The 24,444-nt window shown below is 66.8% G+C and carries 23 protein-coding genes; 8 read left to right on the top strand and 15 right to left on the bottom strand.

All coding sequences use genetic code 11. The features are described from left to right. The first annotated feature begins 63 nt into the window (after positions 1-63). Entirely contained in the window at positions 64-345 is a 282-nt protein-coding gene (locus RTW82_RS14375) for a DUF493 domain-containing protein (RefSeq protein WP_111261509.1), read from the top strand. Continuing rightward, complete coding sequence (gene lipB / locus RTW82_RS14370; protein WP_021221483.1) at positions 345-965, top strand: lipoyl(octanoyl) transferase LipB; 621 nt, start codon at positions 345-347, stop codon at positions 963-965. Before RTW82_RS14375 ends, lipB begins: the two co-directional genes overlap by 1 nt. 102 nt (positions 966-1,067) lie before the next feature. Here lipB and lipA read toward each other — a convergent pair whose 3' ends face one another. The 6 genes from lipA to leuS all read right to left on the bottom strand — a co-directional run bounded on the left by lipA (position 1,068) and on the right by leuS (position 8,253). Continuing rightward, positions 1,068-2,120 carry a lipoyl synthase gene (lipA, locus tag RTW82_RS14365; protein ID WP_316925480.1) on the bottom strand — a complete coding sequence of 351 codons (1,053 nt, stop codon included), beginning with the start codon at positions 2,118-2,120 and terminating at the stop codon, positions 1,068-1,070. Between the two features lie 176 nt (positions 2,121-2,296). After that, on the bottom strand, positions 2,297-3,601 hold the full coding sequence (locus tag RTW82_RS14360) for a lytic murein transglycosylase (protein WP_316925479.1): 1,305 nt from the start codon (positions 3,599-3,601) through the stop codon (positions 2,297-2,299). A 56-nt stretch (positions 3,602-3,657) separates the two neighbouring features. Further along, positions 3,658-3,810, bottom strand: coding sequence for an alternative ribosome rescue factor ArfA (gene arfA / locus RTW82_RS14355; protein ID WP_021221480.1), 153 nt, complete (start codon positions 3,808-3,810; stop codon positions 3,658-3,660). A gap of 75 nt (positions 3,811-3,885) precedes the next feature. Beyond that, on the bottom strand, positions 3,886-4,923 hold the full coding sequence (gene holA, locus RTW82_RS14350) for a DNA polymerase III subunit delta (protein ID WP_021221479.1): 1,038 nt from the start codon (positions 4,921-4,923) through the stop codon (positions 3,886-3,888). 42 nt (positions 4,924-4,965) lie between these two features. Beyond that, the gene (gene lptE, locus RTW82_RS14345; RefSeq protein WP_021221478.1) at positions 4,966-5,571 is read right to left on the bottom strand and encodes an LPS assembly lipoprotein LptE; all 606 of its coding nucleotides are present in this window, start codon (positions 5,569-5,571) and stop codon (positions 4,966-4,968) included. A 60-nt stretch (positions 5,572-5,631) separates the two neighbouring features. Next, complete coding sequence (gene leuS / locus RTW82_RS14340; RefSeq protein WP_271659964.1) at positions 5,632-8,253, bottom strand: leucine--tRNA ligase; 2,622 nt, start codon at positions 8,251-8,253, stop codon at positions 5,632-5,634. Between the two features lie 241 nt (positions 8,254-8,494). Here leuS and RTW82_RS14335 point away from each other — a divergent pair, with 241 nt between their 5' ends. Together RTW82_RS14335 and RTW82_RS14330 are read left to right on the top strand one after the other, a co-directional pair. Next, positions 8,495-8,938: a hypothetical protein gene (locus tag RTW82_RS14335; protein ID WP_021222015.1), complete on the top strand. Its 444-nt coding sequence runs from the start codon at positions 8,495-8,497 to the stop codon at positions 8,936-8,938. Between the two features lie 26 nt (positions 8,939-8,964). After that, a complete protein-coding gene (locus tag RTW82_RS14330) occupies positions 8,965-9,726 on the top strand; it encodes a YdcF family protein (protein ID WP_316925478.1) in 762 nt (253 codons plus the stop codon). 54 nt (positions 9,727-9,780) lie between these two features. Here RTW82_RS14330 and lnt read toward each other — a convergent pair whose 3' ends face one another. The 5 genes from lnt to miaB form a co-directional block, all read right to left on the bottom strand. After that, positions 9,781-11,301 carry an apolipoprotein N-acyltransferase gene (lnt, locus tag RTW82_RS14325; protein WP_316925477.1) on the bottom strand — a complete coding sequence of 507 codons (1,521 nt, stop codon included), beginning with the start codon at positions 11,299-11,301 and terminating at the stop codon, positions 9,781-9,783. A 102-nt stretch (positions 11,302-11,403) separates the two neighbouring features. After that, entirely contained in the window at positions 11,404-12,243 is an 840-nt protein-coding gene (locus RTW82_RS14320) for an HlyC/CorC family transporter (RefSeq protein WP_021222012.1), read from the bottom strand. Positions 12,244-12,264: 21 nt separating this feature from the next. After that, on the bottom strand, positions 12,265-12,723 hold the full coding sequence (gene ybeY, locus RTW82_RS14315) for an rRNA maturation RNase YbeY (RefSeq protein ID WP_021222011.1): 459 nt from the start codon (positions 12,721-12,723) through the stop codon (positions 12,265-12,267). Continuing rightward, complete coding sequence (locus RTW82_RS14310) at positions 12,716-13,738, bottom strand: PhoH family protein (RefSeq protein WP_037022330.1); 1,023 nt, start codon at positions 13,736-13,738, stop codon at positions 12,716-12,718. Before RTW82_RS14310 ends, ybeY begins: the two co-directional genes overlap by 8 nt. Positions 13,739-13,828: 90 nt before the next feature. Further along, positions 13,829-15,169 carry a tRNA (N6-isopentenyl adenosine(37)-C2)-methylthiotransferase MiaB gene (gene miaB, locus RTW82_RS14305; protein WP_043244993.1) on the bottom strand — a complete coding sequence of 447 codons (1,341 nt, stop codon included), beginning with the start codon at positions 15,167-15,169 and terminating at the stop codon, positions 13,829-13,831. Between the two features lie 128 nt (positions 15,170-15,297). On the opposite strand from miaB, the gene RTW82_RS14300 reads away from it, so the two are divergent. Further along, positions 15,298-15,627, top strand: a complete 330-nt coding sequence (locus RTW82_RS14300; RefSeq protein WP_021222008.1) for a DUF1820 family protein — start codon at positions 15,298-15,300, stop codon at positions 15,625-15,627. Between the two features lie 242 nt (positions 15,628-15,869). On the opposite strand, the gene RTW82_RS14295 is transcribed toward RTW82_RS14300, so the two are convergent. From RTW82_RS14295 to RTW82_RS14280, 4 genes are all read right to left on the bottom strand, one after another. Beyond that, positions 15,870-16,418, bottom strand: coding sequence for a tetratricopeptide repeat protein (locus RTW82_RS14295; RefSeq protein ID WP_021222007.1), 549 nt, complete (start codon positions 16,416-16,418; stop codon positions 15,870-15,872). Positions 16,419-16,594: 176 nt separating this feature from the next. Beyond that, positions 16,595-17,884, bottom strand: a complete 1,290-nt coding sequence (gene hemL / locus RTW82_RS14290) for a glutamate-1-semialdehyde 2,1-aminomutase (protein ID WP_316925476.1) — start codon at positions 17,882-17,884, stop codon at positions 16,595-16,597. A gap of 33 nt (positions 17,885-17,917) precedes the next feature. Then, positions 17,918-18,547: a thiamine phosphate synthase gene (gene thiE, locus RTW82_RS14285; protein ID WP_021222005.1), complete on the bottom strand. Its 630-nt coding sequence runs from the start codon at positions 18,545-18,547 to the stop codon at positions 17,918-17,920. Next, positions 18,544-19,341 (bottom strand): hydroxymethylpyrimidine/phosphomethylpyrimidine kinase, encoded by a 798-nt coding sequence (locus tag RTW82_RS14280; RefSeq protein WP_021222004.1) that lies wholly within the window; start codon positions 19,339-19,341, stop codon positions 18,544-18,546. Before RTW82_RS14280 ends, thiE begins: the two co-directional genes overlap by 4 nt. Positions 19,342-19,640: 299 nt before the next feature. Here RTW82_RS14280 and RTW82_RS14275 point away from each other — a divergent pair, with 299 nt between their 5' ends. The 3 genes from RTW82_RS14275 to RTW82_RS14265 all read left to right on the top strand — a co-directional run bounded on the left by RTW82_RS14275 (position 19,641) and on the right by RTW82_RS14265 (position 24,438). After that, positions 19,641-22,034, top strand: a complete 2,394-nt coding sequence (locus RTW82_RS14275; RefSeq protein WP_316925475.1) for a hybrid sensor histidine kinase/response regulator — start codon at positions 19,641-19,643, stop codon at positions 22,032-22,034. A gap of 105 nt (positions 22,035-22,139) precedes the next feature. Continuing rightward, on the top strand, positions 22,140-22,778 hold the full coding sequence (locus RTW82_RS14270) for a TetR/AcrR family transcriptional regulator (protein ID WP_316925474.1): 639 nt from the start codon (positions 22,140-22,142) through the stop codon (positions 22,776-22,778). Positions 22,779-22,788: 10 nt separating this feature from the next. Next, positions 22,789-24,438, top strand: a complete 1,650-nt coding sequence (locus tag RTW82_RS14265) for an acyl-CoA dehydrogenase family protein (RefSeq protein WP_316925473.1) — start codon at positions 22,789-22,791, stop codon at positions 24,436-24,438. Positions 24,439-24,444 lie beyond the last annotated feature (6 nt).

The following is a 24,444-nucleotide window of genomic DNA, read 5'->3' as shown; positions in this document are numbered from 1 at the left end:
ACGCCTCGCCCCCCACCCGGGTGGCGGGGCGTCCGCATCGCGGGCCACGAGTCCGCCGCCGCCATGACCGACGAAACCGACGTACAAGCCCCGAAAATCGAATTCCCCTGCGAGCGCTACCCGATCAAGGTGATCGGCGATGCCGGCGAGGGCTTCTCCGACCTGGTCGTCGAGATCATCCAGCGCCACGCGCCGGACCTCGACGTCACCACCCTGGTGGCACGCGACAGCCGCAATGGCCGCTTCCTCTCCGTGCAGGTGCTGATCACCGCCACCAGCGTCGACCAGTTGCAGGCGATTCACGTCGACCTGCGCGCTACCGGTCGCGTCCACATGGTGCTCTAGTGGCGCCTGAGCTCATCGTGCGTCACCTGGGGTTGGCGGATTACCTGCCGACCCTGGAGGCGATGCGTCGCCTGACCGCCGAGCGCGACGGCAGCACCCCCGATGAAATCTGGCTGCTGCAGCACCCGCGCGTCTTCACCCAGGGGCAGGCCGGCAAGGCCGAGCACCTGCTGGCGCCAGGGGATATCCCGGTGGTCCAGGTGGATCGCGGTGGCCAGGTCACCTACCACGGCCCCGGCCAACTGGTGGGCTACCTGATGCTCGACCTGCGCCGTCTGGGCCTGGGTGTGCGCGAGCTGGTCACGGCCATGGAGCAGAGCCTGGTCGATGTGCTGGCCGGCTACGGTATCGAGGCCGCGCCCAAGGCGGATGCCCCCGGCGTCTATGTCGCGGGCGACAAGATCGCCTCGCTGGGGCTGCGGGTCAGCCGTGGCTGCTCCTTCCATGGCCTGGCACTGAATGTGGACATGGACATGTCGCCCTTCCAGCGCATCAATCCCTGTGGCTACGCCGGGCTGAAGATGGTACAGCTCCGTGAGCTGCTCGATTCGCCGCCGTCGTTCGACGAGGTGGCGCAGCGGCTGGAGCGCGTCCTGCGCGACCGGCTCTACCCGCGCTAGGCAGATACGAAAAAGGCGCCCAGTGGGCGCCTTTTTTCGAAGTCCTGATTTCCCTTCATCGCACTCCACCCCGGTTTCCCGGGGCGGTCTTGCCGTGCCCGCTCAACCCAGGTTGAGGGTGGGGATGAGGTTGGTATCCAGGGGCTGGCCCGGTACCGGAACCGGTGCGGCGAGGCCCAGGTTGTTCTTCTCGAACACCCGGTCGGCGCGGTAGCTGGAGCGCACCAGCGGGCCGGCGGCGACTTCCATGAAGCCCTTCTCCAGGCCGATGTCGCGGAAGCGGTTGAACTCTTCCGGGCTGACCCAGCGCTGCACCTTCAGGTGGTTGCGGGTGGGTTGCAGGTACTGGCCGAGGGTGAGGATGTCGACGCCGATGGCGCGCATGTCATCCATGGCTTCGAGCACTTCCTCGTCGGTCTCGCCCAGGCCCAGCATCAGGCTGGTCTTGGTCAGCAGGCTGGGGCGATGGCGCTTGGCATGCTCCAGCACGCGCAGGGTCTTCTCGTAGCCGGCGCGGGGGTCGCGTACTTCATAGGTCAGGCGTTTCACCGTTTCGACGTTCTGCGCGAACACTTCGAGGCCGGAGTCCGCCACACGCTCGATGGCTTGCAGGTCACCGTTGAAGTCGGGGGTGAGGGCTTCCACCACTACGTTCGGGGTGCGCTCCTTGATGGCGCGCACGCAGGCTGCGTAGTGGGCCGCGCCGCCGTCGTCGAGGTCGTCGCGGTCGACGGAGGTCAGCACGATGTAGCGCAGCGCCATCAGCTCCACCGACTTGGCGGTGTTCTGCGGCTCTTCCTTGTCCAGCCAGCCATTGGGGTTGCCGGTGTCCACGGCGCAGAAGCGGCAGGCGCGGGTGCACACCGAGCCCATCAGCATGATGGTGGCGGTGCCGTTGGACCAGCACTCGCCCATGTTCGGGCAGTGGGATTCCTGGCACACGGTGCTCAGGCGGTGTTCGCCGACATTGCGCTTGACCGCGTCGAAGCGGCTGCCACCGGGCGCCTTGACCCGCAGCCACTTGGGCTTGGGCTCGAACACCTGTGGCTCGGCCGAAGAACGGCGCTTCTGGCCATCCTTGATCGCGGTGATGCCCTCGGCATTACGGAATTTTTCGCCACTGGCGACGGGTTTTGGCGAGGCTGTATCGGACATCTGAACTGGCTCCGCTAGAGGCTCAGCTGGCTGCCACGGGGGCAAAAAAGGGGGTGGCGCAGTTTATCACAAAGGTGGATACAGACTGGCAGCCACCTGGAGACAAATGACCAGACGGTCAGCCCCTGCCGCCGGCCTTCCCGCAGGAGGGGCCGGTGGCCGGGCGAAGGCGGGGCTCAGCGTACCTTGCGCAGTTCGCCGAGCAGTTCCTGGTTGGGGTAGCCATCGGCTGGCCAACCCAAGCGCTGCTGGTAGCCGCGGATCGCCTTGCGGGTGTTGGCGCCGATGATGCCGTCGGCGGTGCCCGGGCTGTAGCCGTTGCTGGCCAGGGCTTCCTGCAGCTCGATGCGCTCGGTGCGGCTCAGCGGCTTGTCACCCTTGGGCCAGGTTCCGGCGATCAGTCCCTGGCCGTCGAAGCGCTGGGACAGCAGGCCGATGGCCAGGGCGTAGGACGAGGAGTTGTTGTACTTGAGGATGGCGCGGAAGTTGTCCAGCACCAGGAAGGCCGGGCCGCGATAACCGGCCGGCAGCAGCAGGTAGCCCCGCTCCTGCGCCAGCGAAGCGGGCAGGGGAGACTTGACCCCGAGGGCCTGCCACTCGGCCACCGTCTTGCGGATCTCGGTGTCGGCCTGGGCGTAGTCGAAGCCGGCGGGCAGCCGCACTTCAGCGCCCCAGGGCTTGCCCTTCTGCCAGCCGGAGGCCTGCAGGTAGTGGGCGGTGGAGGCCAGGGCGTCGGCGGTGGAGTTCCAGATATCGCGGCGACCGTCGCCGTCGAAGTCCACGGCGTGGGTGTTGTAGGTGGTGGGGATGAACTGGGTCTGGCCCATGGCGCCGGCCCAGGAGCCGCGCATGCCGCCTGGCTTGATGTCGCCGTGCTGGATGATCTGCAGGGCGGCGATCAGTTGGGCGTGGGCGAAGGCCGGGCGGCGGCCTTCGTAGGCCAGGGTGGCGAGGGAGCGGATCACCGATTTGTCGCCCATGAACTGGCCGAAGCTGCTTTCCATGCCCCAGACGGCGACCAGGGTCTGGCGGTCGACGGCGTAGCGTTGCTCGATGGCGTCCAGTATCCGGGCGTGTTCCGCCAGCAGGGCCTGGCCCTTGCGGACGCGGTAGGGCGACATGGCGCCTTCCAGGTATTCCCAGACCGGGCGGGTGAACTCGGGCTGGCTCTGGTCGGCCTTGACCACGGCGGGGTCCGGTTCGATGCCCTGGAAGGCCTGGTCGAAAATTGTGGCGCGGATGCCGGCCGCCAGTGCTTCCTGGCGGAAACGGTCACGCCATTGTTCGAAGGTCTCGTCGGGCAGGACGTCGGGCGCGAGCTGCTGCACGGTGGTTTGTGCGGAGGTGGAGGCGGGCTGGACGGGCGCGCTGGCCAGGGGGGCGGCGTTGTTCGGGGTGTCGGCGCAGGCGCTGAGGACTGCGAGGGTGGTAGCCACTGCCAGGCTGCGGAGGATCAGGCCGGGTACGGGGGCGAGGAGCATGGGGCGGTCTCGACAGCTGTAAAAACAAGCCGCGACCTTAACACGGATGGCCCTTTTCAGGCGGCCAGAAGCGAAGAAGCCTCCCAGTTACGGGAGGCTTCGCGGCGGTAGCTGCCTTTGCCTTTTGCCGGCTGTTCCTGGCGGCTGCGGAACAGGGGCTGGGCGATGATGCTTTTCGCCTTGTTGGGTTTCTTGCGCTGCTTGGCCATGGCCGACTCTCCACTGGACGCCTGCGGGGCTGCAGGCGCGCGCATCTTGCACCCGAGTGCGGGCGATGTCCAGTGTCAGGCGGCGGGGATGGGCAGGCGCTGGCCGGCAAGGCTGAGCGCGAGGTGCGCGAGGCCGATCCAGGGGTCGCCTGCGGCCTGGCCCTTGATCTGCGCATCGATGCGCTGGGCATCGCTGAGCAGCTGGTTCCAGCGCGAGGCAGGGTGGCGTTGCAGGGCACGACTGACCAGCGGACGGCGTTTGTCCCAGACCGGCGGGCGGGCGGAGGCGAAGGCCTTTTCCAGTGGTACGCCCTGGCTGTACTGCTGGGCGATACCGGCCAGCTGGCGCAGCTCGCGGGCCAGGGCCCAGAGGATCACCGGGGTTTCCACGCCCTCGCCACGCAGGCCTTCGAGGGTGCGCAGGGTGTGGGCGGCTTCGCCATTGAGTGCGGCATCGATCAGCCCGAAGACGTCGAAGCGGGCGCTGTCGGCAACGGCGGCCTGCACGGTGGCGGCGTCGATCTGACCGCCTTCGGCGAGCAGCTTGAGCTTTTCGATTTCCTGGGCGGCGGCCAGCAGGTTGCCTTCCACGCGGGCGGCGATCAGGTCCACCGCTTCCTGGTTGGCGGCGAGGCCGGCCTGGGCCAGGCGCTGGCGTATCCATTGCGGCAGCTGGTGGGCGTCCACCGGCCAGATCTGCAGGAACTGGGCATTGGGGCCGTCGATCAGCGCTTTGGCCCATTTGGTCTTCTGGGTGCTGCCGTCCAGCTTGGGCAGGCTCACCAGCAGCAGGGTGTCTTCCGGCGGGCGCGAGAGGTATTCGAGCAGGGCGGCGGCGCCCTTGTCCCCGGGCTTGCCGTTGGGGATGCGCAGTTCCAGCAGGCGCCTGTCGGCGAACAGCGAGAGGCTGGCACCGGCCTCATGCAATTGACCCCAGTCGAAGCTGGTCTCGACGTTGAAGACCTGGCGCTCGTTGAAGTCGCGCTCGCGGCAGGCCATGCGGATGGCGTCGCAGGCTTCCTGGCACAGCAGCGGCTCGTCGCCACTGACGACGTAGACAGGGGCGAGGGTGCCTTGCAGGTGCTTGCTGAGTTGGGCGGCGTTGAGCTTCATGGGCGGGAAATGACCGGGGCCGCAGTAGCGGCCCCGTGCACCTTACTGGATGGGCAGTTGCAGCGGAGACTGCTGCGGCTTGGCCTCGTCGGCGCGGCGCTCGGCCTCCAGGGCTTCGGCTTCCGCCTTGGCCTTGGCTTCGGCTTCTGCCTGCAGCTGGTCCAGACGCTCGGGGGTGATCAGCTGCAGGCGCATGGCCAGTTGCTGCACCACTTCGCGGCGCATTTCCTCACGCAGCTGGGTGGACTCCTGGGAGGAGCCGATCAGGTTGTTGCTGTCGTGGGTGTAGTAGCGCTGCACGTCCATGCGGTCGCTGAGCAGCAGCAGGTCGTTGTTGCCACGGATCTCGTAGTCGACGGTGTAGCTCATCTCGTACTCGGCGCTGCGCGCGGAGCCGGTGTAGGTGGCGGTGCGCTGGTCTTCCTTCTCGCGGGAAAGGACCAGGGTGTAGGGCGCGCCGGCGTGGACGTTGACGTTGCTGTTCTCCAGCAGCTCGCGTACCTGCTTCACGGTCTCGCCGTAGGTGTTGCGGCCGGTGACGTCGATTTCCTTCAGGGCGAACCGGGTGTCGCCGGTGCCGCGCAGCTGAAAGCCGCAGGCACTGAGCATCACGGCCAGACCCACGACCAGCAGATTCCGTTTCTTCATCTTTGTTTTCCCCTTGGCGAACGTACCGGGGCCGCGCTCCACACGCGGCCCCGGGCTCAATCAGTTGGCGACTATGTTGACCAGCTTGCCCGGCACCACGATGACCTTGCGGATCGTCAGGCCCTCGGTGAAGCGCAGCACGTTCTCGTTTTCCCGCGCGGTGGCCTCGACGGCCTCGCGGCTGGCGTCGGCCGGTACTTCGATCTGGCCGCGCAGCTTGCCGTTGACCTGAACCACCAGTTGCAGGGTGTCCTGCACCAGGGCGCTTTCGTCGACCTTCGGCCAGGTGGCATCGATGATCGCGTCGGCGTGGCCCAGTTCGCGCCACAGCTCATGGCTGATGTGCGGGGTGATGGGGGCCAGCAGCAGGGCGACGGTTTCCAGGCCTTCCTGCAGCAGGGCGCGGTCCTGGGCGGTTTCCTGGGCGGCTTTCTCGAGCACGTTCATCAGGGTCATCACGGCAGCGATGGCGGTGTTGAACTTGTGGTGCTGGCCGACATCCTGGCTGGCCTGCTTGATGGCCAGGTGGATGGCACGGCGTACTTCTTTCTGCGTGTCGCTCAGGGCGGCGGCGTCGAGGCTGCCCGGCAGGCCGGCGTTGACGTGGGCCTGGCCCAGGCGCCAGACGCGGCGCAGGAAGCGGCTCGCACCTTCGACACCGGAGTCGGACCATTCCAGGCTCATGTCCGGCGGCGAGGCGAACATCATGAACAGGCGGCAGGTGTCGGCACCGTAGGCGTCGATCATGGCTTGCGGGTCCACGCCGTTGTTCTTCGACTTGGACATCTTCTCGGTGCCGCCGATTTCCACCGGCAGGCCGTCGGTCTTCAGGCGGGCGCCGATGACCTTGGCCTTGGCGTCACGCTCGACTTCGACGTCGGCCGGGTTGAACCAGTCCTTGCCGCCGTTCTCGGTGGTGCGGTAGTAGGTGTCGGCGATCACCATGCCCTGGGTGAGCAGGTTCTTGAACGGTTCGTTGGAGCTGACCAGGCCTTCGTCACGCATCAGCTTGTGGAAGAAGCGCGCGTAGAGCAGGTGCAGGATGGCGTGTTCGATACCGCCGATGTACTGGTCCACCGGCAGCCAGTGGTTGGCTGCAGCCGGGTCGACCATGCCCTTGTCGTAGTGGGGCGAGGCGTAGCGGGCGAAGTACCAGGAGCTTTCCACGAAGGTGTCCATGGTGTCGGTTTCGCGCTTGGCCGCGGTGCCGCATTTCGGGCAGCTGCACTCATAGAACTCGGGCATCTTGGCCAGCGGCGAACCGGCGCCGTCCGGCACTACGTCCTCGGGCAGGACGACGGGCAGCTGGTCCTCGGGGACCGGCACGTCGCCGCAGCTCGGGCAATGTATGATCGGGATCGGGCAGCCCCAGTAGCGCTGGCGGCTGATACCCCAGTCGCGCAGGCGGAACTGGGTGCGCGCCTGGCCGAGGGATTTCTTCTGCAGGGCCACTTCGATGGCGTCGAAGGCACCGGGGAAGTCCAGGCCGTCGAACTCGCCGGAGTTGATCAGCTGGCCATGCTCGCCATAGGCGGGCTGCCACGGGGCCGGGGTTTCGTCGCCCGCGCTGGTGCGCACCACGGCTTTCACCGGCAGGGCGTACTTGGCGGCGAACTCGAAGTCGCGCTCGTCGTGGGCGGGCACGGCCATCACCGCGCCTTCGCCGTAGTTCATCAGGACGTAGTTGGCGACCCATACCGGCAGCTTCTCGCCGGTCAGCGGGTGCTCGACGAACAGGCCGGTCGGCAGGCCTTTCTTTTCCTGGGTGGCGATGTCGGCTTCGGCAACGCCGCCACGCTTGCATTCATCGATGAAGGCCTGCAGTTCGGCAGCCTTGTCGGCCGGCAGCTTCTGCAGGGCGATGGCGGCCAGCGGGTGCTCGGCGGCCACGGCCACGTAGGTGGCCCCCATCAGGGTGTCCGGGCGGGTGGTGAAGACCTTCATTACCCCGGCCTGGCCGATGCTGGCCGCGTCGTAGGGGAAGCTCACTTCCATACCGCGGGACTTGCCGATCCAGTTGCGCTGCATGGTCTTGACCTGCTCGGGCCAGCCATCCAGGTCGTCCAGGCTGCTCAGCAGCTCATCGGCGTAAGCGGTGATCTTGAAGTAGTACATCGGGATTTCGCGCTTCTCGATCAGCGCGCCCGAACGCCAGCCACGGCCGTCGATGACCTGCTCGTTGGCCAGTACGGTCTGGTCCACCGGGTCCCAGTTGACGGTGCCGTTCTTGCGGTAGATGACGCCTTTCTCGAACAGGCGGGTGAACAGCCACTGTTCCCAGCGGTAGTAATCCGGCTTGCAGGTGGTGACTTCGCGGGACCAGTCGATCGCCAGGCCCAGGCTTTTCAGCTGGGTCTTCATGTAGTCGATGTTTTCGTAGGTCCACTTGGCGGGGGCGACGTTGTTCTTCATCGCGGCGTTTTCCGCCGGCATGCCGAAGGCGTCCCAACCCATGGGCTGCAGAACGTTCTTGCCCTGCATGCGCTGGTAGCGGGCGATCACGTCGCCGATGGTGTAGTTGCGCACGTGCCCCATGTGTAGCTTGCCGCTCGGGTAGGGGAACATCGACAGGCAATAGAAGGTGTCCTTGCCGGGCTGTTCGCTGACTACAAAGGATTTCTGCGAATCCCAGTGGGATTGCGCGGCGGCTTCGATTTCGCGGGGCTGGTAGTTTTCGTGCATGGCTACTTGCGCTGAGAAAAGGGCATTCAGATCCGCTGCTGTCCCGGATTCGGTAGGCCTGATCTGAAAAGGAAATTCGAGCGCCGTAGCATACATGACCCCCCTCGGCTGAGGGAAACCCTGATTGTCCGCCTCCCGGGCGCGGCCCACCGTTTGTCGCGGCAGCCTGCCGGTTCGGCACCTGGCGCTAAGCTATTCATTAGCTTTGTAAAAGTCGGATGCGGTAACGAGGTGGTGGTAGATGGGCGATTTGCGGCGGGCGGAATCGGCGGGTGGGCTCTATGAGCGATTGCTGCATCGCCTGGCGCTCGCCCTGGATGAAGCCGACACCGCCGTCCGCCTGCGTGACGAACACCCCCGCGAGCTGGAGCTCAAGGGACTGACCCCCGCCGAGCTCGAACTGATCCGCGCCTACCTCGACAACGACCTGCACTGGCTGCGTGGATGGCACGCGGCCGCCGAAGAGCTGGCGTTGATCGAGCAGCAGCCGGCCAAATCCAAGGTCACTCGCACCGCCGCCAAGGCGCCCACGCCCTCGCCACGTGTCGCCAAACCCCTGTTCAAGCGGCGCCAGCAACTGGTTTGCGCACTTTGTGGTGCGGCTGCCAGCTGGCAGCGTGGTCAGGGTGTGCAGGCCTGCCCCACCTGCGGTTCGCAGCTTTTCCGTACCGGTAATCCCCGTTAGGCTTCGCGCACCTTTGGAGGTGCCCGATGCCCATTCGCTATTTCTTCAAACAATTGCTGTTGCCGCCCGGTGGCCTGTTGCTGCTTCTGCTGGCCGGCTGGTGGCTGCGTCGGCGCAGCCCGCGCCTGGCGCTGTGCTGCTTCGTGCTGGGCTTCGGCGGCTTGTGGGCGATGAGCCTGCCGGTGGTGGTCGAGTGGTCGGCACGGGCGCTGGAAACCGAAACACCCTTGACCCGGGATGAGTGGAGCGGCCTGGCCGGGCGTGCCCAGGCCATCGTTGTGCTCGGTGCCGGGCGCATGCGTGGCGACCCCGCCTGGGGCGAAGACCAGCCCAGCCTCCTGGCCATGGAGCGGGTGCGCTATGCAGCGTTCCTGGCCAAGGCCAGCGGTCTGCCGGTGCTGACCTCCGGCGGCCTGCACTACGGCACCCCGCCCAGCGAGGCGGCGATCATGGCCAGGACCCTGGAGCAGGAGCTCGGCGTGCCCGTGCGGTGGCAGGAAGGGACCAGCCGCACCACCTGGGAAAATGCCGTGGAAAGCGCGCGCATCCTCAAGGCCGAGGGTATCGACAAGGTCGTATTGGTGACCCAGGCCTTCCATATGCAACGGGCGCGCTGGTGCTTCGAGCAGGTGGGGCTGGAGGTGGTGACGGCGCCCATGGGCGCCTACGGGGTGCCGGTCTCGCAACCCTTCGGCGGCTGGCTGCCGGAAGCGCCGGCGGTGTGGAGGAGCGGCATGCTGCTCAACGAGTGGATCGGGCTGATCGCCTATCCGCTGGTCTATCGCTGATCCTCCGTGCGTCCCGGGCTGAAGCCCGGGCTACGGTGGCGCCGGGGCGCGGGGTCAGACGGTCTTGGCGATGCGGCTGGCCAGCAGGGCCCAGCCGAACAGCAGGCCGCAGAGGATCACCAGCGGCCAGGCACGCCATTTCAGGTAGGGCGTCAGCTCCTGCATCGGCACCACTTCGCCATACAGGGTGGCCTTCTGGAACTGCGGGATGCTTTCGGTGATCTGGCCGAAGGGGTCGATCAGCGCGGTGACGCCGTTGTTGGTGGCGCGGATCATCCAGCGGCCGGCTTCCAGGGCGCGCATCTGCGCCATCTGCAGGTGTTGCAGCGGGCCGATGGAAGTGCCGAACCAGGTGTCGTTGCTCACCGTCAGCAGCAGTTCGCTGTTGGCCGACAGGCCGGCGGCGAACTCCGGGTAGACCACTTCGTAGCAGATGAACGGGGCGATGCGGTATCCCTTGGCCAGCAGCGGCTGCTGGTCGGCCGGGCCCCGGGCGAAGTCCGACATGGGCAGGTCGAAGAAGGCGATCAGGCCGCGCAGCACGTCCTGCAGGGGGACGTACTCGCCGAAGGGCACCAGCTTCTGCTTGAGGTAGGTGCCTTCACCTTCACCGACCACGGTGATGCCGTTGTAGTAACGCTTTTCACCGCGCTCATTGAGCTGGCGGATCGGCACCCCGGTGATCAGGGTGGCCTGGCGATCATGGGCGAAGCGGTTCATCACCGAGAGGAAGCCGTCGGCGTATTCCTTGAGCACCGGCACGGCGGTTTCCGGCCAGATGATCAGGTCGGCCTTCTCGGCGCTGAAGGTCATGTCGCGGTACAGCGCCAGCTGCGCGTTGAGCTGTTCCGGGTCCCACTTCATGTTCTGTTCGACGTTGCCCTGCAGTGCGGCGACCTTCAGTGGCTCGCCGGCGGGTTTGGTCCAGGCGTGGCCTTTCAGGGCCTGGCCGGCGATCCAGGGGGCGACCAGCAGCACCAGGCCGGCAGCGAGGAAGCCCGGGCGTGTGCGCAGGCGCACCAGGTTGACCAGCAGGGCGGCGGTCAGCGCGAGGACGAAGGACACCAGCCACATGCCGCCCACCGGGGCGAGCCCGGCCAGGGGCGCGTCGAGCTGGCTGTAGCCGGCGTAGAGCCAGGGGAAGCCGGTGAGGAACCAGCCGCGGAAGGCCTCCTGGGCCAGCCATAGGGCGGCGAAGGCCAGGGCGTCGGCCAGGGGCGCTTCGCTGCGGCGGAACCAGCGCGCCCAGACGATGGCGGGCAGGGCGAAGAACAGCGCGACGCCAGCGCTGAAGCCGCCGGTGAGGAAGGCCGCTAGCGGCATCGAGGCGGCGCCGTAGTCATGGATGCTGACGTAGATCCAGCTGGTGCCGGCTATGAACAGGCCGAAGCCGTAGCACCAGCCGCGGATGAAGGCGGCCTTGGGCGCCAGGTCGCGCAGGCCGAGGTAGAACAGCGCCAGGGACAGCAGCGAGAGTGGCCAGATATCGAAGGGCGCGAGGGCGAGCGGGGTGAGCGCGCCGGCCGCCAGGGCCAGCAGGTTGCCCGGCCAGCCGGGGCGGGTGATCCAGTTCATGCACAGTCCTTGGGCTTGGTGGCGCGGTCGCGCCCGGGGAGTTCGTCGCGGCGCAGTCTAGCCGGGCCGCGCCCACGCCGTGAAGCGGGGCGCGGCGTGGTCTCAGCGGGACAGCGGGCTGAGGCGCAGCAGGTGCAGGCGGCGGCTATCGGCGTTGAGCACGCGGAAGCGGAAATCGCCGATCTGGGTGACTTCGTTGCGCTTGGGCAGGTGGCCGAAGGCGCCCATCACCAGGCCGCCGACGGTGTCGAATTCGTCTTCGGAGAAATCGGTTTCGAAGAATTCGTTGAAGGCGTCTACCGGGGTCAGTGCCTTGACGATGAAGTCGCCGCTGGGCAGCGGCTTGATGTAGCTGTCTTCCTCGACATCGTGCTCGTCCTCGATGTCGCCGACGATCTGCTCCAGCACGTCCTCGATGGTCACCAGGCCGGCGACGCCGCCGTATTCGTCGATGACCACGGCCATGTGGTTGTGGTTGGCACGGAATTCCTTGAGCAGGACGTTGAGGCGCTTGGACTCGGGGACGAAGGTCGCCGGGCGCAGCATGTCCTTGATGGCGAAGGGGCGCTCCGGGTCCTGGAGGATCAGCGGCAGCAGGTCCTTGGCCAGGAGGATGCCCATCACGTCATCCAGGCCTTCGCCGATCACCGGGTAGCGCGAGTGCGCGGCGTCGATGATCGCCGGAAGGAATTCCTTCGGGCTCTGGTTGGCCTTGATGCTGATCATCTGCGAGCGCGGCACCATGATGTCGCGTACCTGCAGGTCGGCGACCTGGATTGCACCTTCGACGATCGACAGGGCTTCGCTGTCCAGCAGCTTGTTCTGGTGCGCTTCACGGAGGAGCTCCAGCAGCTCCTGGCGGTTCTTCGGCTCATGGGCAAAGGCCTGGGTCAGCTTTTCCAGCCAGGACCTGTGCCCGTTGCTCGATCGATCTTCGCTCATATGTCCTTGCTCGGTGCCTTCTTATTCGTCATCGCGGTAGGGGTCGGGGTGGCCCAGTTCAGCCAGCAATTCCCGTTCCAGCGCTTCCATTTCTTCGGCTTCTTCATCTTCGATGTGGTCGTAACCGAGAAGATGCAGGCAGCCATGAATCACCAGGTGCGCCCAGTGGGCGTCCAGGGCCTTGCCCTGTTCAGCGGCCTCGCGGGCCACCACCGGGGCGCAGATCACCAGGTCGCCGAGCAGCGGGATATCCAGCAACTCGTCGGGCACGTCGGCGGGGAAGGACAGTACGTTGGTGGCGTAGTCCTTGTGCCGCCAGGTGTTGTTCAGCTCGCGGCCCTCGGGCTCGTCTACCAGGCGGATGGTCAGCTCCGAGTCGGCACTGCGCTGACGCAGGGCCAGTTCGCACCAGCGGCGGAAGTCGGCTTCGCCGGGCAGCCCGGGGGCTTCACTGGCCAGTTGCAGGTCGAGTTCAAGCATCGGCGTCGATCGCACCCGGGTCGTTGTCGGCAGGCTTGGGCTTGGGCTGGTTGCGGTTGTCGTAGCGGTCATAGGCTTCGACGATGCGCTGCACCAGCGGGTGGCGGACCACGTCCTGGGACTTGAAGTGGGTGAAGGCGATGCCCGGTACGTCACGCAGCACATCGATCACGTGGGTCAGGCCGGAGCGGGTGCCGCGCGGCAGGTCGACCTGGGTGATGTCGCCGGTGATCACGGCCGTTGAGCCGAAACCGATACGGGTGAGGAACATCTTCATCTGCTCGAGGGTGGTGTTCTGACTCTCGTCGAGAATGATGAAGCTGTTGTTAAGGGTGCGGCCGCGCATGTAGGCGAGCGGGGCGACCTCGATGACCTGCTTCTCGATCAGCTTGGCCACCTGTTCGAAGCCGAGCATCTCGTACAGGGCGTCGTAGAGCGGGCGCAGGTAGGGGTCGATCTTCTGCGACAGGTCGCCGGGCAGGAAGCCGAGCTTCTCGCCGGCCTCGACCGCCGGGCGCACCAGCAGGATGCGGCGTACTTGCTCGCGTTCCAGGGCGTCCACGGCGCAGGCGACGGCGAGGTAGGTCTTGCCGGTGCCGGCCGGGCCGATGCCGAAGTTGATGTCGTGGTCGAGGATCGATTTGACGTAGCGCTGCTGGTTGGCGCCGCGCGGGCGGATCATGCCCTTGCGGGTGCGCAGGGCGACGCTGGTGTCGACCTTGGCGGGGCTGGCCAGCTGCTCCATGCCGGTTTCCTGGAGGAACAGGTGGACCATGTCCGGCGATAGCTCGCTGGCTTCGGTTTCACGGTAGAGGCGGCGCAGGAGGTTTTCCGTGGCCTGGGTACGCTGGGCGTCGCCAACCAGTTCGAACTGGTTGCCGCGGTTGCGTATCTCGATGGCCATGCGCTGTTCGATCAGCCGCAGGTGCTCGTCGAATTGGCCGCAAAGGTTGGCGAAGCGACGGGCTTCAAAGGGTTCCAGGGTGAAACGGTGCAAATCCAGGGGTGCGTTCAATGTCGTCTGTATGTGGCCGCCGAACGGCAGGGATAGGAAAGGAAGAATAAACCCAGGTGCCCGACTGTGAAAGCTCGGGCATCTCGGAATTCAGTGCAGGGTCTCGTTGATCAGGGTGCCGCGCAGGGAGTGGGGCAGGGCGTCGTCGATGTGGACGTCGACGAACTGGCCGATCAGCCGCGGGTTGGCACTGCGGAAGTTGACGATGCGGTTGTTCTCGGTGCGGCCCTGGAGCATGCCCGGGTCCTTCTTGGAAAAATCGCTGACCAGGATGCGCTGGGTGCTGCCGACCATCCGTCGGCTGATCTCGAAGCCCTGCTGGTGGATGCGGCCCTGGAGGATCATCAGGCGCTGCTTCTTGACCTCGTCCGGGGTGTCGTCCACCAGGTCGGCAGCGGGGGTGCCGGGGCGCGAGCTATAGATGAAGGAGAAGGAGAAGTCGAAGCCGACGTCTTCCACCAGCTTCATGGTGGCTTCGAAGTCCTTCTCGGTCTCGCCGGGGAAGCCGACGATGAAGTCGGAGCTGATGCAGATATCCGGCACTGCCGCCTTCAGCTTGCGCACGCGCGACTTGTATTCCAGTGCGGTGTGGTTGCGTTTCATCGCCGCGAGTACGCGGTCGGAGCCTGCCTGCACCGGCAGGTGGACGAACTTCACCAGCTCGGGCACCTCGGCGTGGGCCTGGATCAGCGCATCGGAGAATTCCAGCGGGTGCGAGGTGGTGTAGCGCAGGCGGTCGATGCCATCGACGGCGGCGACCACGCGGATCAGCTCGGCGAAGTCGGCGATGCGGCCGTCATGGGTGGTGCCCCGGTAGCCGTTGACGTTCTGCCCGAGCAGGGTGATTTCGCGCACGCCGTTGTCGGCGAGGTGGATGACCTCGGCGAGCACGTCGTCGAAGGGGCGGCTGACTTCCTCGCCACGGGTGTAGGGCACGACGCAGAAGGTGCAGTACTTGCTGCAGCCTTCCATCACCGAGACGAAGGCGCTGGGGCCGTCGACGCGAGGCTCGGGAAGGCGGTCGAATTTTTCGATCTCGGGGAAGCTGATGTCCACCTGGGGCACGCGGGTGCTGCGTGCGGCGTCGATCATTTCCGGCAGGCGGTGCAGGGTCTGCGGGCCGAAGACCACGTCGACATAAGGGGCACGATCACGGATCGCCGCCCCTTCCTGGCTGGCCACGCAACCACCGACGCCGATCACCAGCTGCGGGTTCTGCTGCTTCAGGTCACGCCAGCGGCCCAGTTGCGAGAACACCTTGTCCTGCGCCTTTTCGCGGATGGAACAGGTGTTGAGCAGGATGACATCGGCGTCTTCGGCGCGCTCGGTCACTTCCAGCGCCTGGTGTTCGCCCAGCAGGTCGACCATGCGCGAGGAGTCGTACTCGTTCATCTGGCAACCGTGGGTCTCGATGTAAAGCTTCTTGGCCATGCACGTTCGTCGGGTGGTTCGAAGAACCGCGCATTATAGTCGGCAGGCGCCTGGCTTCCTAGCGTCCACCGTCCGGAGCCGTGCTATGCTTCGCGCCCCTCGAACTTCCCCCTCCTGCCGCCTCCTCCATGACCAAGCGCGACCCGATCTACAAGGTGATCTTCCTCAACCAGGGCCAGGTGTACGAGATGTACGCCAAGCAGATCTACCAGAGCGATCTGTGGGGCTTTCTGGAGGTAGAGGAATTCGTCTTCGGCGAGCGCACCCAGGTGGTGGTCGACCCCAGCGAAGAAAAGCTCAAGGCCCAGTTCGAAGGCGTGGTGCGCAGCTTCGTACCCATGCACGCCATCATCCGCATCGACGAGGTCGAACGCCTCGGCACCCCGAAGATCAGCGAAGCCAAGGTCACCGGCAACGTCATGCCGTTCCCCATGCCGATGCCGGATAAGAGCAGCTGAAAGCCTGAAGCCTGAAGCCTGAAGCTGGAAGTGCTGTGTGTAGGATGGGGCGGGCGGCGTTCCGCGAGCGTAGCGAAACCCATGCTGCCGATGCTCGGCATGACTCCGAAATGGTGGACCGGTGAAGCGTGGTCCACCCTACGTTCGGGCCTTCCCGGATACGTAAGGGGTGGGGAAATAAATAAGCCCGAGGGTTGACGGTTTCCGTCGAGGCCTCAGGCTCTTCCAGCTTCCAGCTGCTCCTAAGGCAACGGCGAGAAAGGCGAGCCGCCGTCGGCGGTCTGCAGTTCGATCAGGTAGTTGCGGAAGATTTGCCCCAGCACCTGGGTGGCGATCTCGAGTTCGTCGGCGCGCATCTGGCCGGAGACCATGTCGGCGGTGTCCATCGCCTCGTCCGAGCCGTTCACCGCGGCCATCTTCAGCACGATATAGGCCTGCACGTTGCTGGCTGGCACGCCTTCGCCACGGAAGAACATGTTGCCGAGGCGGAACTGCGCCTGGGCGTTGCCCTTCAAGGAGGCTTGCTCGAACCAGTTGAGCGCCTGGTGCAGGTCGCGGGGGGTGCGCTTGCCGTCGTAGTAGAACTCGCCCAGCTCGTACTGCGCCTCGGTGTCGCCGGCCTTGGCGGCCTGCTGGCAGTTGGAGAGGGCTTCCTGCTGGTCTTCGGGTTGCGTATTCAGGCTGCAGCGCCCGGTGGCCGAGATCAGCAGGGAGTTACCGCCGGCTTCGGCCAGCAGTGGGGAGAGGAGCAACAGGCTGCCCAGGGTCAGGATGCGGCCGGTGCGGTTCATGAAATCACAGCGCCTCGAAAAGCAGTGCGGGCGACGGGCCCGGCCGGCGAAACGCGCCGACCGTCACATTATGAAATAAGCAAGGCGCTTCTTACAAAGTCTTTGCGCGGATTTCCTTGCATCCGGGCGCTGGCCCGTAGGCGCGGCTCCCGGATGCAACGTCCGCGTAAAGCCGGTCAGGCCTTTTTCAGCTCGGCGAACGCGCGCTCGGCGGCCTCCAGGGTGATGGCCAGCTCGGCATTGCCGTGGGCGATGGAGGTGAAGCCGGCCTCGAAAGCGCTGGGCGCCAGGTACACGCCACCCTGCAGCATCAGGTGGAAGAAGCGCTTGAAGCGCTCGGCGTCGCTGGCCATCACGTCGTCGAAGGTGACGATGTCGTCGGCACCGCTGAAGTAGAGGCCGAACATGCCGCCCGCCTGGGTGGTGACGAAGGGGATGCCCGCGGCATCGGCGCGCTGTTGCAGGCCGTCGAGCATGCGGCTGGTGTAGTCGCTCAGCTCGGCGTGGAAGCCGGGGCGGCTGATCAGCTTCAGGGTGGTCAGGCCGGCGGCCATGGCCAGCGGGTTACCCGAGAGGGTGCCGGCCTGGTAGACCGGGCCCAGCGGGGCGATCTGCGACATGATTTCGCGCTTGCCGCCGAAGCAGCCCACGGGCATTCCGCCGCCGACGATCTTGCCGAAGGTGGACAGGTCCGGCGTCACGCCGTAGTAGCCCTGGGCACCGCCGAGGGCGACGCGGAAGCCGGTCATCACCTCGTCGAAGATCAGCACCACGCCGTGCTGGTCGCACAGGCGGCGCAGGCCTTCGAGGAAGCCCGGGGCCGGGGGGACGCAGTTCATGTTGCCGGCCACCGGCTCGACGATGATGCAGGCCACGTCCTGGCCCACTTCGCCGAGCATCTTCTCGACGGCGTCGATGTCGTTGAAGGGCAGCGTCAGGGTGTGCTTGGCGAAGGCTGCGGGCACGCCGGCGGAGCTTGGCACGCCCTGGGTCAGCAGGCCGGAGCCGGCCTTCACCAGCAGGCTGTCGGAGTGGCCGTGGTAGCAGCCTTCGAACTTGATGATGCTGTCGCGGCCGGTGTAGCCACGGGCCAGGCGGATGGCGCTCATGGTCGCCTCGGTGCCGGAGCTGACCATGCGCACCATCTCCATGGACGGCACCAGGGAGCAGACCAGGTCGGCCATCTCGGTTTCCATGGCGGTCGGGGCGCCGTAGGAGAGGCCGTGCTCCAACTGGCGGCGCACGGCGGCGAGCACGTCGGGGTGGCTGTGGCCGAGGATCATCGGGCCCCAGGAGCCGACGTAGTCCACGTAGCGCTTGTCGTCCTCGTCCGTTACGTAGGCGCCCGCAGCGTGCTTGAAGAACAGCGGCGTGCCGCCGACGCTCTTGAAGGCGCGGACCGGCGAGTTGACGCCACCGGGGATGTGTTTCTGGGCGTTGGCGAACAGGGTTTCGGAACGGGACATGTCAGGCTCTCTCTGAAAACGGGTGTACGGGGCTCAGGCCGGATCGAACAGGGCGCTGAAGGCGCGCGCGCGGCGCTCCACTTCGGCGGGGCTGTCGGCGGCGAACAGGGCGTGGATCACGGCGATCAGGTCGGCGCCACGGGCGATCAGCTCGGGGGCGTTGTCCTGGGTCACGCCGCCAATGGCCACCAGCGGCAGGGCGAAGCGGCGTTTGGCTTCGTCCAGCAACTCGGGCGTGGCGGCAGGGGCGCCGGGCTTGGTGTTGGAGTTGAAGAAGCGACCGAAGGCGATGTAGCTGGCGCCTTCGCGCACCGCGGCCTCGGCGAATTCCAGGTTGGCGTGGCAGGTGCCGCCGATGATGGCGTTGCGGCCGAGCAGGGCGCGGGCGGCGGCGAGGGAGCCGTCGCCCTGGCCGAGGTGCACGCCGACGCTCAGGCGCGCAGCCAGTTCGGCATCGTCATTGATGATCAACTGCGCACCGTGGCGCGCGCACAGCTCGCGCAGGGCGTCGGCTTCGCGCAGGCGGCGGGCGTCGTCACCGGATTTGTCGCGGTACTGCAGCAGTCGGGTGCCGCCCTTGAGCGCCGCCTCGACGTAGGGCAGCAAGCGGCCGTCAGCGAGCAGGGCGCTGTCGGTGATGGCGTAGAGACCGCGCAGCTTCATGAGCAGAAGTCCAGGGGCAGGCGGCGCGGCACGAACTGGCCCTGGCCGGGCTGCTCGGCGTCACGCAGGGTGCGCCAGGTGTAATCGAGGGCGGTTTCCACGGCGCTGACCAGGTCCTGGCCGAGGGCCAGGCGGCCGGCGAGGGTGCTGGCCAGGGTGCAGCCGGAGCCGTGATAGCTGCCCGGCAGGCGCTGGCAGGTGAAGGTGTGCTGGCTGCCATCGCGGGAATAAAGGCGGTTGTGCACTTCGGTCTCGTCGCCATGGCCGCCGGTGATCAGCAGGTGGCGGACGAACGGCAGCAGCTTCTCGGCACACTGGTCGGCGGTGCCTTCGGGCAGTTCGGCGAGGATGCGTGCTTCCGGCAGGTTAGGGGTGGCCAGGGTGGCGACCGGCAGCAGGCGCTCGCGCATGGCGAAGCCGACTTCGTCCTTGCCCAGGGCGCCACCGCCGCCCGCGCGCAGCACCGGGTCGCAGACCAGCGGCACGCCCGGCAGGGACTGCATGATTTCCAGGACCGTCTCGACCATTTCCACCGAGCCAAGCATGCCCAGCTTGACGGCGGAGACCGGCAGGTCTGCGATCACCGCATGGGCCTGGGCCAGCACCCACTCGCGGTCGAGCACGCGGAAGTCGGAAACGTTGACGGTGTCCTGCACGGTGAGGGCGGTCACGGCAGGGGCGGCATGGCAACCCTGGGCGATCAGGGCTTCGATGTCCGCCTGGAGACCGGCGCCGCCACTGGGGTCGTGGCCGGAAAGACAGAGGACGATGGGGCGGGAGATGGGCTTTTTCATGGTGCGCGAGCTTATCACTTTTCCAACGCCCGGAGCCCGGCCGGCCCGTGCGCATTGTCGGACAAAAGGTCTCTGCGACAACCTGCCCCAGGGTGGGGCAGGAACACGCCCTTGCGTCTTCCCGTGTCATGCCTTGTAAGTGCCGTTCTAGAGCGGCTGGTGGCTTATGGCAATGTGCCTCTTCGTGCGGCCTTGGGCTGTGCTAAAGTGAGCGAATTCGAACAACCAGGCCCCGTGTGGCGCGTCAGCAGGGGAAGAAGGGACTTCCCGACGCGCACAACAGGCCTTTGCGGGGCCTCATGCGGCGCGTCCTTCTGCTTCTTCTCCTTCTGGTTTCCACGTCCGTGCTGGCGGTCGAATTCGACGAGCAGACGCGCCAACTGCCCCTCGGGCGGCACATGGACGTATTCGAAGACGTACGCGGCGACGCCAGCCTGGCCGATATCACCTCGCCCGCCCTGGAAAGCAGCTTCCGCCGTCACGACAAACCCGTGCTCAACGCCGGCTACTCGCGCTCGGTGTTCTGGCTGCGGGTGGACCTCGACTACCGCCCGCGAACGCTGGGTGGCCAGCAGCCCTGGTTGCTGGAACTCGCCTACCCGCCGCTGGATCACCTCGAGCTCTACCTGCCCGACGGCCTGGGCGGCTACCGCCTGGCCCAGCGCACCGGCGACGCCTTGCCCTTCTCCAGCCGAGAGATCAAGCAGAACAACTACCTGTTCAGCCTCAACCTGCAGCCCAACCAGCCCCAGCGCCTCTACCTGAGGCTGCAGAGCCAGGGCTCGATCCAGGCGCCGCTGGCCCTGTGGTCGCCGCAGGCCTACCTGGAAGAGCAGCCCGGGCGCATCTACGTGCTCGGCATCATCTACGGCGTGCTGCTGGTGATGCTGATCTACAACCTGTTCATCTTCCTCAGCGTCCGCGACACCAGCTACCTCTACTACATCCTCTATATCGCCTCGTTCGGGCTCTACCAGATCTCGGTGAACGGCGCCGGCATCGAATTTTTCTGGCCCGACAGCCCCTGGTGGGCCAACGCCGCGACGCCCTTCCTGATCGGCTCGGCCTCGCTGTTCGGCAGCCAGTTCGCCCGCAGCTTCCTGCACACCGCCGAGCACAGCCCGTGGATGGACCGCACCCTGCTCGGGCTGATGGCCATGGGCGGCCTGGTGATGGTGCTGTCGCTGGCCGCCAGCTACGGCGTGGCCCTGCGCCTGGCCACCTCCCTGGCGCTGATCTTCACGGTGGTGATCTTCACCGCAGGCGTTCTCGCCTGGCTGCGCGGCATGCGGGTGGCGCGCTACTTCATCTTCGCCTGGACCACCTTCCTCATCGGCGGCGCCATCAACACCCTGATGGTGCTGGGCTACCTGCCCAATGTCTTCCTCACCATGTACGCCAGCCAGATCGGTTCCGCGCTGGAGGTCGGGCTGCTGTCCCTGGCCCTGGCCGACCGCATCAACGCCATGAAGGAAGAGCGCACGCGCATCCTCCAGGAAGCCGGGCGCAAGCTGGAGACGCTCAACCAGGAACTGGCCAACAGCAACCGCCTGAAGGACGAATTCCTTGCCACCGTCACCCACGAGCTGCGCACTCCGATGAACGGCGTGATCGGCTCCCTGGAACTGATGCAGACGGTCAAGCTCGACGTCGAGCTGGAGCAGTACCAGAAGACCGCCGCCAGCTCGGCGCGGGACATGATGCGCCTGGTCAACGACATCCTCGCCATGACCGAACTCCAGGCCGGCAAGCTCTACCCCCGGCGCGAACCCTTCAGCCTGCGTGGCCTGTTCGACAGCCTGCGTGCCCAGTACGCCCCGCGTGCCGAAGACAAGGGCCTGCGCTTCTCACTGGAGCTGGATGAAAGCCTGCCCGACATGCTCGAAGGCGACGCCGGCAAGCTCTCCCAGTCCCTCGGCTACCTGCTGGACAACGCCATCAAGTTCACCCCCCGGGGCAGCGTCACCCTGCGCGTGTTGCGCCTGGAGTCCAGCGGCGACGACCTGGGCCTGCGCGTGGAAGTGGAAGACACCGGCATCGGCTTCCAGACCCCGGCCGATGGCTCGCTCTACCGGCGTTTCCGCCAGATCGACGGCTCCATGACCCGCGAATACGGCGGCCTGGGTATCGGCCTGGCCCTGGCGCGGCAGCTGGTGGAGCTGCTGGGTGGCGACCTCACCCATGAATCCGAGCCCGGCCAGGGCAGCTGCTTCCGTCTCGACGTGCAGCTGACCCGGCCCGCCCAGCCGCAGTTGCCGGCCACGCCCCCGCGCCGCGCCGCCGGCCAGGCCCAGCGTCGGCCCGAGCAATGCACCGTGCTGGTGGTGGAGGACAACGCCATCAACCAGTTGGTGACCCGCGGCATGCTGCTCAAGCTCGGCTACCGCGTGCGCACCGCCGACAACGGCGCCGAGGCCCTGGAGCTGCTGCGTCGCGAGCCGGTGGACGGCGTCCTGCTGGATTGCCAGATGCCGGTGATGGACGGCTTCGCCACCTGCCGTGCCCTGCGCGGCATGCCCACCTATGCCGACCTGCCAGTGCTGGCGATCACCGCCCACAGCCACAGTGGCGACCGCGAGCGCTGCCTGGCGGCGGGCATGAGCGACTACCTGGCCAAGCCGGTCAAGTTCGAAGAGCTGCGCACCCTGCTGCACGACTGGCTGCTCTGCCGGCCGGTGGAAACCAGCGCCTGACACGGCAAGGCAGGCGGCGTTTTTCCCCTTTTCGACGGCGTTAATCCCGCTTTCTGCAAAGTCTGAATCCTGATTCACTGAAAAAGATGAATCAGGATTCAGACCATGTCCTACCGAGTCACCGCCACCCGAATCGACCGTGACCAGGAACTGCGCCGGCGTATTCTCGATTGCGCCCTGGCCCGCGTGGCCGAGGGCGGTTTCGCCGCACTCACCATGCAGGCCCTGGCCGAGGACGCCGGCGTCGCCACCGGCAGCCTGTACCGGCACTTCCGCAACAAGGGCGAGCTCGCGGCGGAAGTCTTCGCCCGCGCCAGCCAAGTGGAAGTGGACACCCTGGCCCAGTTGCTGCGCGGCCCAGGCCCCCCCACCTGGCGCCTGGCCGAAGGCTTGAACCAGTTCGCCGCCCGCGCCTGGAGCAGCCGCCGGCTGGCCTTCGCCCTCATCGCCGAGCCGGTGGACCAGGAAGTGGACGAGCAGCGCCTGCTCTATCGCGAGTCCTACGCCGAGCTGTTCATCGAGTTGCTGGAGGAAGGGCGCGCCAGCGGCGAATTCGACCTCCTCTCCACGCCCCTCACCGCTGCCTGCCTGGTGGGGGCCATCGCCGAAGCCCTGGTCGGCCCCTTGTCGCCGCCCGCCCGCGCCGCCCGTGAGCCCGGGCAATCCCAGGCCGACCTCGAACTGGTCAGCCGCAACCTCGTTTTCTTCTGCCTGCGCGCCGTTGGCGCCGCCACCCCTGCCTAGGAGAACCGCCATGAACCTGCACCAGTTCGCCGAAACCCATGACGTACTCAACCAGGTGCCGTCCCTGGACGGCGCCAACCTCTACCGCGTCGACCTGCCCCTGCAGGAATGGACCCGCCGCTACGACGGCGGCTGGGCCGAGGCGCAGCTCGACCGCTACGGTGCTGCGGCCGGCGGCGCGTTGATGGCGGCGGGTTTCCTCGCCAACGAGAACAAGCCGGTATTCAAGAGCCATGACCGCTACGGCAACCGCATCGACCTGGTGGAGTTCCACCCCGCCTACCACGAGCTGATGGCCTCGGCCATCGCCGCCGGCATCCCCTCGCTGCCCTGGACCGACCCGCGCCCCGGCGCCCAGGTGGCGCGCGCGGCCCTCAACTACCTGCACAACCAGCCCGAGGCCGGCAACGCCTGCCCGCTGACCATGACCTACGCCAGCGTCCCGGCCCTCAAGCTGCAGCCGGATATCGCCGAAAAGTGGCTGCCGAAGATCCTCTCCACCCAGTACGACCCGCGTAATTTGCCCATGGAGCAGAAGAGCGGCGTCACCATCGGCATGGCCATGACCGAGAAGCAGGGCGGCACCGACGTGCGCGCCAACACCACCCGCGCCCACCCCGTCGGCATCCCCGGCCCGGGCCAGGCCTACGAGCTGGTCGGCCACAAGTGGTTCTGCTCGGCGCCCATGTGCGACGCCTTCCTCACCCTGGCCTACACCGACAAGGGCCTGTCCTGCTTCCTGCTGCCGCGCCACCGCCCGGACGGCACCCGCAACCAGTTCTACATCCAACGCCTGAAGAACAAGCTGGGCAACTGGGCCAACGCCTCCAGCGAGGTGGAATACCGTGGCGCCCTGGCCTGGATGATCGGCGAGGAAGGGCGCGGCGTGCCCACCATCATCGAAATGGTCTCCCTGACCCGCTTCGACTGCATGATCGGTTCCAGCTCGCTGATGCGTCAGGCGCTGACCCAGGCCGCGCACCACTGCGCCCACCGCAAGGTCGGCGGGCGCGTGCTGGCCGACCAGCCGCTGATGCAGAACGTACTGGCCGACCTGGCCCTGGAAAGCGAAGCCGCGCTGGCCCTGACCATGCGCATGGGCCGCGCCCTGGACCACGCCCACGATGAGCAGGAAGACAAGTTCGCCCGCCTGGTCACCGCCGTGGGCAAGTACTGGATCTGCAAGCGCGCCCCCGCGATGATCAACGAGGCCCAGGAATGCATGGGCGGCGCCGGCTACGTCGAGGAAACCATCCTCCCGCGCCTCTACCGCGAAGCGCCGGTCAACTCCATCTGGGAAGGCTCCGGCAACGTCCAGTGCCTGGACGTGCTGCGCGCCCTGTCCAAGGAGCCCGGCGTGCTCGACGCTCTGTTCGCCGAACTGGGCGACGGCCACGGCGACGCCCGCCTGGCCGCCCACATCGGCAACCTCAAGGCTGCCTTCCATGACACCGCCGACATCCAGTACCGCGCCCGCCAGCTCACCGAAGACGTCGCCGTGGGGCTGCAGGCCAAGCTGCTGCTGGAAGCCGGCAACGCCACCGTCTCCGACGCCTTCATCGCCAGCCGCCTCGGCCAAGGCGGCCGCGTCTACGGCACCCTGCCGCGCGGCGTAGATGTCGAAGCGCTGGTGGCGCGCAGCACGCCGCATCTGGTGTAACGCTCG

The organism is Pseudomonas sp. zfem005, assembly GCF_032621735.1.
Classification (GTDB): Bacteria; Pseudomonadota; Gammaproteobacteria; order Pseudomonadales; family Pseudomonadaceae; genus Metapseudomonas; species Metapseudomonas solani.
Note: the sequence above shows the minus strand (reverse complement) of the source record. Positions and strands in the feature narration are given on the sequence as shown.

Coding starts and splice junctions, on each gene's coding strand:
- RTW82_RS14375 (WP_111261509.1), top strand. CDS start 64: ATGACCGACGAAACCGACGTACAAGCCCCGAAAATCGAATTCCCCTGC.
- lipA (WP_316925480.1), bottom strand. CDS start 2,120: ATGTCCGATACAGCCTCGCCAAAACCCGTCGCCAGTGGCGAAAAATTC.
- RTW82_RS14360 (WP_316925479.1), bottom strand. CDS start 3,601: ATGCTCCTCGCCCCCGTACCCGGCCTGATCCTCCGCAGCCTGGCAGTG.
- arfA (WP_021221480.1), bottom strand. CDS start 3,810: ATGGCCAAGCAGCGCAAGAAACCCAACAAGGCGAAAAGCATCATCGCC.
- holA (WP_021221479.1), bottom strand. CDS start 4,923: ATGAAGCTCAACGCCGCCCAACTCAGCAAGCACCTGCAAGGCACCCTC.
- lptE (WP_021221478.1), bottom strand. CDS start 5,571: ATGAAGAAACGGAATCTGCTGGTCGTGGGTCTGGCCGTGATGCTCAGT.
- leuS (WP_271659964.1), bottom strand. CDS start 8,253: ATGCACGAAAACTACCAGCCCCGCGAAATCGAAGCCGCCGCGCAATCC.
- RTW82_RS14335 (WP_021222015.1), top strand. CDS start 8,495: ATGGGCGATTTGCGGCGGGCGGAATCGGCGGGTGGGCTCTATGAGCGA.
- RTW82_RS14330 (WP_316925478.1), top strand. CDS start 8,965: ATGCCCATTCGCTATTTCTTCAAACAATTGCTGTTGCCGCCCGGTGGC.
- lnt (WP_316925477.1), bottom strand. CDS start 11,301: ATGAACTGGATCACCCGCCCCGGCTGGCCGGGCAACCTGCTGGCCCTG.
- RTW82_RS14320 (WP_021222012.1), bottom strand. CDS start 12,243: ATGAGCGAAGATCGATCGAGCAACGGGCACAGGTCCTGGCTGGAAAAG.
- ybeY (WP_021222011.1), bottom strand. CDS start 12,723: ATGCTTGAACTCGACCTGCAACTGGCCAGTGAAGCCCCCGGGCTGCCC.
- miaB (WP_043244993.1), bottom strand. CDS start 15,169: ATGGCCAAGAAGCTTTACATCGAGACCCACGGTTGCCAGATGAACGAG.
- RTW82_RS14300 (WP_021222008.1), top strand. CDS start 15,298: ATGACCAAGCGCGACCCGATCTACAAGGTGATCTTCCTCAACCAGGGC.
- RTW82_RS14295 (WP_021222007.1), bottom strand. CDS start 16,418: ATGAACCGCACCGGCCGCATCCTGACCCTGGGCAGCCTGTTGCTCCTC.
- hemL (WP_316925476.1), bottom strand. CDS start 17,884: ATGTCCCGTTCCGAAACCCTGTTCGCCAACGCCCAGAAACACATCCCC.
- thiE (WP_021222005.1), bottom strand. CDS start 18,547: ATGAAGCTGCGCGGTCTCTACGCCATCACCGACAGCGCCCTGCTCGCT.
- RTW82_RS14280 (WP_021222004.1), bottom strand. CDS start 19,341: ATGAAAAAGCCCATCTCCCGCCCCATCGTCCTCTGTCTTTCCGGCCAC.
- RTW82_RS14275 (WP_316925475.1), top strand. CDS start 19,641: ATGCGGCGCGTCCTTCTGCTTCTTCTCCTTCTGGTTTCCACGTCCGTG.
- RTW82_RS14270 (WP_316925474.1), top strand. CDS start 22,140: ATGTCCTACCGAGTCACCGCCACCCGAATCGACCGTGACCAGGAACTG.
- RTW82_RS14265 (WP_316925473.1), top strand. CDS start 22,789: ATGAACCTGCACCAGTTCGCCGAAACCCATGACGTACTCAACCAGGTG.